The organism is Bradyrhizobium sp. WD16, from assembly GCF_024181725.1.
Lineage (GTDB): Bacteria > Pseudomonadota > Alphaproteobacteria > Rhizobiales > Xanthobacteraceae > Bradyrhizobium_A.
Map to the genome: position 1 here is coordinate 2,550,826 of NZ_CP028908.1, position 12,050 is coordinate 2,562,875.

The 12,050-nt window shown below is 65.8% G+C and carries 12 protein-coding genes; 8 read left to right on the forward strand and 4 right to left on the reverse strand.

Features of this window, described 5'->3' with window-relative positions:
• Nucleotides 1-105: 105 nt before the first annotated feature.
• The gene (locus DB459_RS11805) at nucleotides 106-1,074 is read left to right on the forward strand and encodes a nitronate monooxygenase family protein (protein WP_253713052.1); all 969 of its coding nucleotides are present in this window, start codon (nucleotides 106-108) and stop codon (nucleotides 1,072-1,074) included.
• Nucleotides 1,075-1,310: 236 nt separating this feature from the next.
• Here DB459_RS11805 and DB459_RS11810 read toward each other — a convergent pair whose 3' ends face one another.
• The 4 genes from DB459_RS11810 to DB459_RS11825 all read right to left on the reverse strand — a co-directional run bounded on the left by DB459_RS11810 (nucleotide 1,311) and on the right by DB459_RS11825 (nucleotide 4,685).
• A complete protein-coding gene (locus DB459_RS11810; protein WP_253713534.1) occupies nucleotides 1,311-2,045 on the reverse strand; it encodes a thermonuclease family protein in 735 nt (244 codons plus the stop codon).
• 210 nt (nucleotides 2,046-2,255) lie between these two features.
• The gene (locus tag DB459_RS11815; protein ID WP_253713053.1) at nucleotides 2,256-2,987 is read right to left on the reverse strand and encodes a hypothetical protein; all 732 of its coding nucleotides are present in this window, start codon (nucleotides 2,985-2,987) and stop codon (nucleotides 2,256-2,258) included.
• A 338-nt stretch (nucleotides 2,988-3,325) separates the two neighbouring features.
• Complete coding sequence (locus tag DB459_RS11820) at nucleotides 3,326-3,670, reverse strand: antibiotic biosynthesis monooxygenase (protein WP_253713054.1); 345 nt, start codon at nucleotides 3,668-3,670, stop codon at nucleotides 3,326-3,328.
• 7 nt (nucleotides 3,671-3,677) lie between these two features.
• Nucleotides 3,678-4,685: an alpha/beta hydrolase gene (locus tag DB459_RS11825; protein ID WP_253713055.1), complete on the reverse strand. Its 1,008-nt coding sequence runs from the start codon at nucleotides 4,683-4,685 to the stop codon at nucleotides 3,678-3,680.
• Between the two features lie 105 nt (nucleotides 4,686-4,790).
• Here DB459_RS11825 and DB459_RS11830 point away from each other — a divergent pair, with 105 nt between their 5' ends.
• The 7 genes from DB459_RS11830 (at nucleotide 4,791) to DB459_RS11860 (ending at nucleotide 11,842) form a co-directional block, all read left to right on the forward strand.
• Nucleotides 4,791-5,468 carry a helix-turn-helix transcriptional regulator gene (locus DB459_RS11830; protein WP_253713056.1) on the forward strand — a complete coding sequence of 226 codons (678 nt, stop codon included), beginning with the start codon at nucleotides 4,791-4,793 and terminating at the stop codon, nucleotides 5,466-5,468.
• A 139-nt stretch (nucleotides 5,469-5,607) separates the two neighbouring features.
• Nucleotides 5,608-6,681, forward strand: a complete 1,074-nt coding sequence (locus DB459_RS11835; RefSeq protein ID WP_253713057.1) for a linear amide C-N hydrolase — start codon at nucleotides 5,608-5,610, stop codon at nucleotides 6,679-6,681.
• Between the two features lie 120 nt (nucleotides 6,682-6,801).
• Nucleotides 6,802-7,236, forward strand: coding sequence for a hypothetical protein (locus DB459_RS11840; protein WP_253713058.1), 435 nt, complete (start codon nucleotides 6,802-6,804; stop codon nucleotides 7,234-7,236).
• The gene (locus tag DB459_RS11845; protein ID WP_253713059.1) at nucleotides 7,236-8,726 is read left to right on the forward strand and encodes a cytochrome c; all 1,491 of its coding nucleotides are present in this window, start codon (nucleotides 7,236-7,238) and stop codon (nucleotides 8,724-8,726) included. The genes DB459_RS11840 and DB459_RS11845 overlap by 1 nt, the downstream gene beginning before the upstream one ends.
• Nucleotides 8,723-9,784 (forward strand): hypothetical protein, encoded by a 1,062-nt coding sequence (locus DB459_RS11850; RefSeq protein ID WP_253713060.1) that lies wholly within the window; start codon nucleotides 8,723-8,725, stop codon nucleotides 9,782-9,784. Before DB459_RS11845 ends, DB459_RS11850 begins: the two co-directional genes overlap by 4 nt.
• Nucleotides 9,785-10,044: 260 nt before the next feature.
• Complete coding sequence (locus DB459_RS11855; RefSeq protein ID WP_253713061.1) at nucleotides 10,045-11,319, forward strand: ATP-binding protein; 1,275 nt, start codon at nucleotides 10,045-10,047, stop codon at nucleotides 11,317-11,319.
• A complete protein-coding gene (locus tag DB459_RS11860) occupies nucleotides 11,309-11,842 on the forward strand; it encodes a response regulator transcription factor (RefSeq protein ID WP_253713062.1) in 534 nt (177 codons plus the stop codon). Before DB459_RS11855 ends, DB459_RS11860 begins: the two co-directional genes overlap by 11 nt.
• Nucleotides 11,843-12,050: the final 208 nt, after the last annotated feature.

The window sequence follows — 12,050 nt, forward strand, 5'->3', positions numbered from 1 at the left end:
CACGAGTAGGCCGCCGGCGCGGCATGGCAGCGCATCGGCGCAAGGTCGCGAATTTGGCGCCTGCTACGCTGCGATCGGAACTTCAGGGGAAGGAATTTCTGCACAATGACCATGCCCGCGCTCTTCAAGGGTCGTCTGACGCTGCCGGTGATCGGATCGCCGCTTTTCATCATCTCCAATCCGGATCTGGTCATCGCCCAGTGCAAGGCCGGCGTGGTCGGCTCGTTTCCGGCGTTGAACGCCCGTCCGGCGGCGCTGCTCGACGAGTGGCTGGCGCGCATCATCGAGGAACTCGCCGCGTACGACCGCGCGCATCCCGAGCGGCCGTCGGCGCCTTTCGCGGTCAACCAGATCGTCCACAAGTCGAACAACCGGCTCGATGAGGACATGGCGCTCTGCGAGAAATACAAAGTGCCCATGATCATCACCTCGCTCGGCGCGCGCGAGGAGCTCAACCAGGCCGTGCATGGCTGGGGCGGCATTACCTTCCACGACGTGATCAACCAGACCTTCGCCCACAAGGCGGTCGAGAAGGGGGCCGACGGTCTGGTGCTGGTTGCCGCGGGCGCCGGCGGTCATGCCGGGCAGCTTTCGCCCTTCGCCTTCGTGGCCGAGACCCGGAAGTGGTTCAACGGCCCGCTCGCGCTGTCGGGAGCGATCGGCAACGGTCGCGCCATCCGCGCCGCCCGGGTCCTCGGTGCCGACTTCGCCTACATTGGTTCTGCCTTCATCGCGACCAGAGAGGCCAATGCGGTCGATGACTACAAGCAGATGATCACCTCCTCGAGCGCCTCCGACATCATCTATTCCAATCTCTTCACCGGCGTGCACGGCAATTACCTCAAGCCCTCCATCGTCGCCGCCGGCCTCGATCCCGACAACCTGCCGGTGTCCGATCCTTCCGCGATGAATTTCGGCACCGATGCCAGCGGCGAGCGCGCCAAGCCCAAGGCCTGGAAGGAGATCTGGGGCAGCGGCCAGGGCATCGGCAGCATCGATGACGTGGTGCCCGCGGCCGAGCTGATCGCCCGCTTCAGGAAGGAATATGCCGAGGCGATCGACCCGCCGTTGTGACGCTAGTGTGGCGTCTCGCAATTGCCTATGCCCTTCGCGGCAAGCCCCAGTAGGCAATTGCGAGACATAAGCCACACTAGCTTTTTGATTTTGCTAGTGTCCCGATGTCTCCGAATTACCGTGCGAAGGTGAGGCAAATGAAGCGGTAATTCGGAGACAGGACACTAGTGTCCCCTTGTTTCCAACGTTCGTATGAGCGCCTGCTGCAATGGGATACGAACGTTGGAAACGCCACACTAGCGCCGTGTCTCGCGGCAGCTCGCCAGTTCGGCCTCTTCCTTCGAGCAGAACCAGCGATCGCCGTTTTCCGGGGCCATGGAGATGCGCGCGTACCAGCGGCCGCCGGGCAGGTGATAGATGCAGGTGCCCGAGCGGTTGACGTGGCCCTTGATGGCGCAATCGGGCGACGGCGGTCTGGAATCCGAGCGGCCGCGCATCAGTGTGACCCGGCTCGCCGGGGTCACGTCGACGCTGCCCAGCACCGGGGCCTGCTTGTTGCGTCGTCGCCATTCGGGCGGGGCGATGAAGGCGCCGGCCCACAGCCCGGCCTTCTCCGTCTTGGCGGCGGCCTCATCCGCCGCGTAATCATGCGCCACCCGGGTCACCGCCACCGCCCAGCCGGACCGCACCAGCCACTTGCCGATATCCTCGCCGTCCACGGTGCATTTCGCCACGGTGCGGCCGTAGCTGTCGGCGCGCAGCGTCTGGCAGCTCCACGGCTTCTTGTCGACATGGCTGGTAAGCTCGTCGCGGGCCGAGAGCCCGCAGGTCCAGCGCGCCCCGGCGGCGTCGAGACACAATTGTTCGGGCGAAGGCGCGGCGACGGCCGCCAGGCGGATATGCGTCTTGCCGATCACGACCGACTCGCCGCTGACGATGTGGGGGATGCCGCTGATCTCGGCGGCGCCGGCCGAGCCGGTCGAAAGACCCGCCAGAACCACGGCCGTCGCGGCGGCGGTCCGTTGCAGCATCGAACTGATCGCCATCTTGGTTCCCGTCGTTGAAAACGCTTGCGCCCTGCCGAGCCGGGGGCTCGAAAGCCGATGCCCGTGTCTCCGGCGGCATGAAATCACCCCTGCAACATGCATTGCAGGGGTGGGGTGGCCGGCGAGTCAAGAGCGGGCGATTCAACAATCGGTGTAGTCGGCCGGCCGGGCGGGCCGTAGCATGCGCATGCGCCGTTAAAGCGAGGCGACCATCTTCTCCATGCCGATGACGCGGGCGAGGCTGATGATCTCGGCTTTCTGGTCGGACCGCATCTGCATCAGGAATGGCAGCGCCGCGGTCTTGAGCCGCTCGACTTCCGGCGTCGTGGTGTCGACCGGCACGGTGGCGCCACGGGCCTTGCGATTGGCCTCGTAGATCTGGTGCAGCACCCCGCGCAGCGCCGCCTCGATCTCCGGCCAGAGCTGCTGCTGGCTCGGGGAGAGCCGCAGCCGCTGCTTCAGCGCGGCGATCTGGTTGTCGTTGAGGAGCACATTGGTCGGCTTCGGCCTGGTCGCTTTGGTCGTGGCGGCGACCGTCCTCCCGGTATTCTGTTGTTCGATGGTTCGCTTGTCTGCGGGCTGCGTCTCGGCGCTCTGCGGTTTGATGCTCTCGTCGGGCGCCGTCTGCAGAGCGGCATAGGCCCGCGCCGTGGTTTCGGCGAGGTTCGGCAAGCCCTGGGCCGCGGCTGCCGTGACAACCGGATCTCTCGGCGCCAGTGCCACGAGCTCCACCGGCAGGCGGTCGCCCTTGCTTTCGGCATTGGCGGCAGGGAATTCCGGAGGGGGCATATCCGCCAGGCGGCGCAGGTCGGAAGCCTGAGGCGGCTGATGGGTGGCGAGGGTATTGGCGAAGGCGATTGCCCCGGCGCCGATGCCGACGCCGGCGCCGGCAAGGGCCAGAAATCCGAAAACAGCTCTCAGGCTCACCCCAAACTCCGTCCGACCGACGAACCGTTCACCCTTCGGCGCGTGTGTCTGCCCGAAACGAGGCGAAGGCACACCGGCGCTCTTGGTCGCAAACACCCGTTACGAGCGCCTTAACCACGACGGATTGCTAAACTTACAATCGGGAGAAGTTGGGGCGGAGCGGTGCCGGGGCCAAGGCTCCGCAGGGTTCCAACGAAGACCGGCGCCCGCCGGCGCCGTCTTGATCCGGCGCGGCCGCCTTCCGGGCGGGTCTCGATACCGCCGAGCGCGATCTCGTCGACGCCCTGATCGTCGCAGCAATGTTTCACATCCGGCGTCATGACGTCGCGATCCGCGGCTCAGGCGAGAGCTTCGTGGCTGTCGGCCGGAACCTGGCCGCGATCGTTCAGGCCGTAGTCCCGCAGCACTGCCGCGACCCGCAGGCGATAGTCGCGGAAGATCCCGGCGCGGCCGGCGGCCTGGCTGCGGCGATGATCGATCTCATTGCGCCAGCGCGCGACAGCGTCCTCGTCCCGCCAGAACGAAAGCGAGACGAGCTTGCCCGGCTCGGTCAGGCTCTCGTAGCGTTCCACCGAAATGAAACCATCGATCCGGCTCAGTTCCTCGCGCAGCCGGGCGGCATGGGCGAGGTAGTCCTCACGACGGCCGTCGGCGGGCCAGACTTCGAAGATCACGGCGATCATGGCTGCCTCACTTTCTGCCCAGAAATGCGTTGGCGGCGCCATAGAGCGCCGCGCGTGCCTGCTCCAGATGCATCAGGTGCGTTCCTTGCGGGATCTTGACGTCGATGCTGTCCGGTCCCGAACCGAGACTGGCGCGCAGGGACGCGGCGTCCGCATCAGTGCACAGACTGTCCCATTCGCCGCGCACGATCGCAATCGGCACGGTCACCGCCGCCGGATTGTAGCCGAGCTTGCCCGACCAGGCCGCCATGATGTCGGCCGCGGGGCCGGTCGGCGTCTTCACCGCGGGCGGTGATCGGGTGAGGCCGTCCTCGTCGCTGGCGAGATAGGTCGCGTTCCAGGATGGCAAGTCAGCCTCGGCCAGCACGCCGGGATGGCCGGGCGGCACGTCCTCGACGAAGCGACGATACTGCTCCTCGAGGGTGATCAGACGCCAAGGCCCGATCGAGGGAACATCGGACAGCGTATGGCGGCGCGCGATCGGTCCGAAGAACACCGCGCGCTCGACCAGCTCCGGATGACGGGTCAGGAACAGGCCGGTGGCGATGGTGCCCCAGGAATGGGCGATGACCGACAGCCGCGATGCGCCCGTTTCGGCCAGGATGAAGCGCGCCGCCCGTTCGATCTGGTCCGCGGCCACGGGCGCCCGGCCGAGCGGCGCGCCAGGCGCAGGTGCGTCGCCTGTCATCTCCGGATAGCGCTCGGAATCGCCATAGCCGGCGAAATCGAGTCCCCAGGCCGAGAAGCCGGCCTCGTTGAGCGCGTCGGCCCAGGAGCGGCCCTCGAAGCGGAACATGATCGAACTGGCGGAGGGAAAGGTGGCGCCGTGGACATAGAGCACCGGACGGCGCCGGTCGGCGTGGCCCAGCGTTTGTTCCCGCAGGGCGAGGCGCGGCCGCCAGCCCGCGTCGGACGAGGCCGGCGATCCCGGCAAAGTGTGGGTGATGGTCTGGGCGTGGAGCATCGGCAATCCTGTGGCGACAACGGCGAGGAGCGTGGCAATCAGGCGCGTCACGTCGGGCTTCCTTCGACTGAAGGCCGACGCCATAGCCGCCGAGACCGATGCGACGCTTCGGCCGTTGCCGAAGCGTCGACCGGATTGCTGTGCTAAAATGAATCCATGCGGGAAGGACCAGACATCGCGGGCGTGGCGGCGCTGCTCGGCGATCCGGCGCGTGCCAGCATCCTCGGCGCGCTGATGGCGGGCCAGGCTCTCACTGCGGGCGAGCTCGCCACGACCGCCGGCGTGATGCCGCAGACCGCCAGCGGTCACCTGGCGCAATTGCGCGAGGCGGGGCTGATCGCGGTCGAGCAGCAGGGGCGCCATCGCTACTACCGGCTGGCGGGGGCCGACGTCGCCGCGGCGATCGAGGCGCTGATGGATCTCGCCGCCCAGGCCGGACGGCGGCGAACCCGGCCCGGGCCGCGGGACCCGCAATTGCGCGCGGCGCGGGTCTGTTACGATCATCTCGCCGGCGCCAAGGGTGTCGATCTGTTCGCCCGTCTTTGCCGCAACGGCCTCGTCGCCCTCGATGGCGGCGCGATCGATATCACTGCTGCCGGCGCGGTGCGCTTCGAGCGATTCGGCGTCGACGTCGCCGGTCTGCGTCGCGCCCGCCGTCCGCTCTGTCGTACCTGTCTCGACTGGAGCGAACGCCGGCCGCATCTCGCCGGCGCGCTCGGCGCGGCGCTGCTGTCGCGCCTCTATGCGCTCGGCTGGGCGCGGCGCATCGACCAGACCCGCGTCATCGCCTTCTCGCCGCGCGGCGAGGCGGAGTTCGCCAGGCTGTTCGGCTGAACCTCGTCTGCAGGCATTGACTTAAATCCCGGCGCATTCACGAGGGGCGGCAGGTCCATCGCTTGACCTCGATCAATCAGGCCCGCGTTGTCGTCCTGCTATTGTTCGCGCGGCCGTTGAAGACATCAGGGGTTCCGCAATGAAACCGCATCGTTCTCCGTTCGCCAAAACCGCTCTGTTGCTGCTCGTTGCCGGTGCGGCGACCGTGGCGCAGCCGGCGGCGTATGGCTGCACGCGGCTGGTCTATCTCGGTGCTCAGAACAACGTCGTCACCGCGCGGTCGATGGACTGGAATAGCGACATCGCCACCAATCTGTGGATCTTTCCGCGCGGCATGTCGCGGAACGGCGAGGCCGGCGCCAATTCGATCCGCTGGACCTCGAAATACGGCAGCGTGATCGCGTCGGCTTACGACATCTCGACGTCGGATGGCATGAACGAGGCCGGCCTGGTCGCCAATATCCTGTGGCTGACGGAATCGGAATATCCGAAATTCGACGGCTCGAAGCCGGGCCTGTCGATCGCCGCCTGGGCGCAATATGTCCTCGACAACTTCGCCACCGTCGACGAGGCGGTCGCGGCGCTGGCGCGCGAGCCCTTCACCGTCGTCACCGCCAAGGTGCCCGGTCAGCAGCTGCTCGCGACGCTGCATCTGTCGCTCTCGGACGCCAGCGGCGACAGCGCCATCATCGAGTATATCGGCGGCAAGCAGATCATCCATCACGACCGCAAGTACCAGGTGATGACCAATTCGCCGACCTTCGACCAGCAGCTCGCGCTCGATGCCTATTGGCAGGAGATCGGCGGCACGGTGATGCTGCCGGGCACCAACCGCGCCGCGGATCGCTTCGCGCGGGCCTCCTTCTACGTCAACGCCATCCCCAAGGCGGAAGATCCCGACCGCGCGCTGGCGAGCGTGTTCGGCGTCATCCGCAACGTCTCGGTGCCCTACGGCATCTCGACGCCGGACCAGCCCAATATCTCGTCGACCCGCTGGCGCAGCGTCGTCGACCACAAGCGCAAGCTCTATTTCTTCGAATCGGCGCTGACGCCGAACACCTTCTGGGTCGATCTGGCGGCGATCGATTTCTCCGCCGAGAAGGGCAAGGTGAAAAAGCTCGATCTCGGTCCCGATCAGAGCCGGACCTATTCCGGCGACACCACCGGGGACTTCCGCGAGGCGGCGCCATTCAAATTCGAGGGGCTGCCGTAGCGCGATCGGCACCCCTGCAGGCGCGGCCGTCAACCGGCTTGGACGGAATGTCCAATCCCGGCATTGGGCTCGAGCCGCTATCTGCCCCTCACGAATTATTTCTCTGGGAGGGGCGGGGTGATGGCGCGCGCGAGGAAATGGCTGCAAGGCGTCTCGGACTGGCTTGAGGCAGGAGCTCACCGGGCCACCATCGTGAATGTGGTCATGCTGTCGGCCATTCTCGCGATCGCCGACAGCGCAGCCCTCTACATGATGGTCGGCGGTGGGATCGTCCTGCTCGCGGGAGGCCGCTTTTTCCTGGGTGCGGTGGGCCGAACCTATGCCTGCCGCCGTGCGATGAATCCCTATCAGCTCGCGCTCATCTGGATTCCGGGAGGGCTTGCGGTCTGTCTTGCCGTCGCCGCGCTCGGCCTCGTCACGGCCGATTCGGCGCCCCGGCTCGCCTATGGCCTCGGTGCGCTTCTGTTCGCCGTCGAGAATGCGATGCTGACCCTGGCGGGGGCGGAACTGTCCGCCGAGCCCGCCCCCGGCACCGCCGTCGGGGAGGCCGCCTGATGGATTTCCCGGTCTTCCATCTCGATCTCGTCGGCAATCGCTGGCTGGTTGCGACGATCGCGATCCTGCATGTCCTCGTCAATCACGGCCTCGCCGTCGGCATGATGCCGCTCGTCGCGGCCATGGAATGGTACGGGCACAAGAAGCACGACCCGCGCTGGGACGCCCTGGCCTACCGGATCCTGTTCTTCTGCTTCCTCATCACGACGACCGTCGGGGCGCTGACCGGCGTCGGCATCTGGCTGTCGGTCTCGCTGGTCAATCCCTATTCGATCGCCAGCCTCATCCGGGTCTTCTTCTGGGCGTGGTTCACCGAATGGCTCGTCTTCATCACCGAAGTCTGCCTGATCCTCGCCTATACACTGACCTGGAAGAAGTGGAGCGCCGGCGGCGCGCGGACGAAGGTGAGGCATATCCGACTCGGCTTCGCGCTGGCGCTCTTCTCCTGGGTGACGATGGCGATCATCGTCGCGATCCTCGGCTTCATGATGGATCCCGGAAACTGGCTGACCGATCATGCCTTCTGGACCGGAGTGCTCAACCCCCTTTACCTGCCCCAGCTCGCCTTCCGCACGCCACTCGCCGCGGCCATGGCCGGTGTCGTCGCCATGTTCCTCATCCTCTTCTTTACGAGGAAGACGGATGGCTTCCGGCACGAAGCGCTTCGTGCGGTGGGGCTGTGGACCCTCGCCTTCGCGCCGTTCGTGCTGGTCGCGGGCTGGTGGTACTATACGTCCGTGCCGGTCGTGATGCTCAACAATCTCGGCGTCTCCCTGGCGACGCTCCAGTTCAGCGACTGGCAGGATACCTTTCTCAAGGCCGCCGTGGTCACGGTCGTGACGATCCTGATCGTCGTGCAGTTCGCGATTGCGCGACCGAACCTGCTTCCCCGTATCGCCCTCGTCGTCCCCTTCGCCGCCATCCTGTGGATGACCGGCCATTTCGAGCGGGTGCGCGAATTCATCCGTAAACCCTACGTCATCGGCAGGTACATGTATGCCAACGGCATCCGCGTGAGTGATTACGCGCTGCTGCAGCGGGACGGCATTCTCGCTTACGCGGCCTATTCGAACCCGCTGACCGAGGCGGAGACGGTCGGGCTGCCGGAGGGACTGTCGAACGAGGAGCGGGCGGCGCGTCTCGATCGCATTCAAAAGGGCAAGGATGTCTTCATGGACGCCTGCTCGCGCTGCCACACCGGGCATGGCGTCAACAGCATCACCAGCCACCTGCAGCGGATGTTCGGCGATCAGCCCTGGACCCCTGAACTGACGGCCGGCTACATCGAGGGAATGCACGATGCGCAGCCCTACATGCCGCCGTTCCCCGGCAACAAGAACGAGTTGCAATTGCTCGGCGCCTATCTCGAGCACCTCCAGCACAACAAGGCGCCGGTCCCGGGCGCGCAGACCGCGGGCATCCTCGTCAATGGCGATGCCGCGCCACGCGTCGCCGCCTCCGGCAACCGGGAAGAGGCCGCCGCGCGATGAACCAGATCCCCGTTCCCCGAGACATTCCGCTTCCCCTGCCGGCGCCGGAACCGGTGCTGGTCGCCGTGCTGGTCGTCTTCTTCCTCATGCACATCGTCTTCGTGAATTTCATGGTCGGCGGCGCCCTGCTGACGCTCTATTACGAACTGCGCGGCCTCAAGGAGAAACGCAACGACGATCTCGCCTATGAGATCGCGTCGACGATCACGGCCAATAAATCCATTGCCGTCGTCCTCGGCATCGGCCCGCTGCTCGCGATCAATACCATCTACACGGTCTACTTCTACACGGCGAATGCGCTGACCGGGGTCTTCTGGATCAGCATCATTCCGCTGGTCGTGCTCGCCTTCGTGCTGACTTACATCCACAAATATCTCTGGCACCGGATGGCGCGGGCGAAGGGGCTCCACATCGGCATCGCCGTCGTCGTCTGTCTGCTCTTTCTGTTCATCCCGCTGATCTTCCTGGCCAACATCAACCTGATGCTGTTCCCGGAGGCGTGGGGAACGGTGAGGGGCTTCTTCGCCGCGCTTGCGCTCCCGAACGTCTTCCCGCGCTACATCCACTTCGTTCTGGCCTGCCCGGCGATGACCGGCCTGTTCCTGGTCTGGCTGTTCCGCAGGCGGAGCGCGGAAGAGATCGCCGCGACCGGGTTCGAGCGTGCCGAACTGATCCGGAAGGGTTACCGCTGGGCGCTGTGGCCGACCATGGCCCAGTTCGTCGTCGGCCCGGCGGCCGTGCTCACGCTGCCGCACACGCAGGTGGCCATTCATTCCGTCTGGGCGGTCTTCGCCGCGGCAACGCTGATTTCGCTCTGGATGGTGCATCTGATGTTCGTCGAGACGCGGCGGCCCGCGGCAACCATCGGCAGGAGCTTCGCCCCGATCTGCGCGCTGATGCTCGTCGTCGTCGCGCTGATGGGGGTCGGGCGGCATCTCTATCGCGAAGCTGCCGTGGCTCCGCATCGTGAGCTGGTTCGCGCCAAGACCCAGGACTACATGCGGAAGGTCGACGAAGCCAACCGCGAAGCGGCGGCCGGAGGAGGCAAGGCGCGATGATCCCCGGATCGTTGGACACCGGCGAGCCTCTGGACATCGCGGGCCTCTTTCGTCATTTCAGGCTTCGGATGCGGCGCCATCTATGGTCCCGGATCGCCGTTCTGGTGTTCGGCGGGAGGGCGCGGCATCGCTAGTGTCCCGTCTCAGAATTACCGCTTCGTTTGCCTCGCGCTCGCACGGTAATTCGGAGACATAGGGACACTAGACAGGCCGCCTCGCCGCGCCGTGCGATGCGGGGAGGAAGGAAGAAGCGGGGACGGGTGCGAGATACGACCAACAAGACCAATCTCCGGCTGCTCATTCAGTTGCGCTGGCTGGCGGTGGGAGGCCAGGTGGCGACGATCCTGTTCGTCCACTATCGGCTCGGCATCGACCTGCCGCTGGCGCAGATGGTTGCCGTCGTCGCCTTCCTCGTCGGGCTGAACGCCGTCAGTCTTCTGCGTCATCGCAAGCAGGATGCCGTCACCAATTCGGAGCTCTTCCTCGAGCTGCTGCTCGATGTCGCGGCTCTCACCGTCCAGTTCTATCTCAGCGGCGGAGCGTCGAACCCGTTCATTTCCCTCTACCTCCTCCAGGTCATTCTCGGCGCGGTGCTTCTCGACGTCTGGTCGGCCTGGGCCCTCGTCATGATCACGAGCGGCTGCTTCGTCTGGTTGACGACGAGCTACCGCGAGATCGCCATTCCGCATGCGCATCGAGGCGACCTGTTCAACCTGCATATCCAGGGAATGCTGATCTGTTTCGTGCTGGCCGCGGGTCTGCTGGTGTTCTTCGTCACGCGAATCCAGCGCAATCTGCGGGCCCGTGACGCGCATCTGGCGGAGCTGCGCCAGCAGGCGGCCGAGGAGGATCACATCGTTCGCATGGGGTTGCTGGCGTCCGGCGCCGCCCACGAGCTCGGCACGCCGCTTGCGACCCTCTCGGTCATCGTCAACGACTGGCAGCGGATGCCGTCCTTCACGGCCGATCCGGAAATCGCCCAGGACATGGCGGAGCTGCAGAGCCAGCTGGAGCGATGCAAGGCGATCGTCTCCGGCATTCTGATGTCGTCGGGCGAGGCGCGGGGCGAAGGCACGGTCAGGACGAGCGTCAGGACGTTTCTCGACGAACTGGTCGGCGATTGGCGCGCCAGCCGCTCGCCGTCGGGATTGGACTACAAGAACCTGTTCGCTCCCGACGAGACGATCGTCTCGGACGCGGCCCTGAAGCAGGTCATCGTCAACGTTTTCGACAACGCTCTGGAGGCGTCGCCGAACTGGGTTGGAATCGCCGTCGGTCGGCAGGTCGACAAGCTCGTCATCGTCGTCAGCGATACCGGCCCCGGCTTCACGGAGGACATGCTCGCCGGGTTCGGCCGGCCCTATCGTTCGAGCAAGGGGCGTCCCGGCGGCGGCCTCGGCCTCTTTCTCGTCGTCAACGTCGTCCGCAAGCTCGGGGGGACGGTCAGGGCCGACAACGGCGCCGCCGGCGGCGCCTGGGTGACGCTGACCCTGCCGCTTGCGGCGTTGTCGCTCGGGGGAGACCATGAAGGTTAGGAGGTCGATCCTGATCGTCGAGGATGACGCATCCTTCGCGCGCGCGCTGCGCCGCTCGTTCGAGCGTCGGAATTATGAGGTCCATCTCTGCGACGGTCTTGATGGCGTCAGGACCCTGCTAAAGACCGTGTCGCCGGAATATGCCGTGGTCGATCTGAAGCTCGCAACCGGCTCCGGGCTTGAATGCGTCAAGACGCTCCACGGCCACGACCGCCGGACGAGGATCGTGGTTCTCACCGGCTTCGCCAGCATCGCCACCGCGGTGGAGGCGATCAAGCTGGGGGCCTGTCACTACCTTCCGAAGCCCTCCAACACCGACGATATCGAGGCGGCCTTCGGCAAGGCGGAAGGCGATGCGTCGGTCCCGGTGACCGCCCGCGCCACCTCGATCAAGAATCTCGAATGGGAGCGGATTCACGAAACGCTGGTGGAGACGCAGTTCAACATCTCCGAGACCGCGCGGCGTCTCGGCATGCACCGCCGAACGCTCGCCCGCAAGCTCGAGAAGCGGCGGGTGACGTGAGCGCCGTCGTCGGTGCGTTGTGTGGGAGCGGGAGTAATGGTGCCCTGGCAGGGATCGAACTGCTACGAAAAATGCCGTAAAATAGGGCTTTTTACGAACCACTCCGGGCGCGTACTCTCAGTGTTACTCGCGCAATTTTGGTCTCAAGTCCGGGCTGGTTCGGTTCAAATTCTATCCGCGATCGCCCGGATTCGCTGATGGCCTGCAG

Coding starts and splice junctions, on each gene's coding strand:
- DB459_RS11805 (WP_253713052.1), top strand. CDS start 106: ATGACCATGCCCGCGCTCTTCAAGGGTCGTCTGACGCTGCCGGTGATC.
- DB459_RS11810 (WP_253713534.1), bottom strand. CDS start 2,045: ATGCTGCAACGGACCGCCGCCGCGACGGCCGTGGTTCTGGCGGGTCTT.
- DB459_RS11820 (WP_253713054.1), bottom strand. CDS start 3,670: ATGATCGCCGTGATCTTCGAAGTCTGGCCCGCCGACGGCCGTCGTGAG.
- DB459_RS11830 (WP_253713056.1), top strand. CDS start 4,791: ATGCGGGAAGGACCAGACATCGCGGGCGTGGCGGCGCTGCTCGGCGAT.
- DB459_RS11835 (WP_253713057.1), top strand. CDS start 5,608: ATGAAACCGCATCGTTCTCCGTTCGCCAAAACCGCTCTGTTGCTGCTC.
- DB459_RS11840 (WP_253713058.1), top strand. CDS start 6,802: ATGGCGCGCGCGAGGAAATGGCTGCAAGGCGTCTCGGACTGGCTTGAG.
- DB459_RS11845 (WP_253713059.1), top strand. CDS start 7,236: ATGGATTTCCCGGTCTTCCATCTCGATCTCGTCGGCAATCGCTGGCTG.
- DB459_RS11850 (WP_253713060.1), top strand. CDS start 8,723: ATGAACCAGATCCCCGTTCCCCGAGACATTCCGCTTCCCCTGCCGGCG.
- DB459_RS11860 (WP_253713062.1), top strand. CDS start 11,309: ATGAAGGTTAGGAGGTCGATCCTGATCGTCGAGGATGACGCATCCTTC.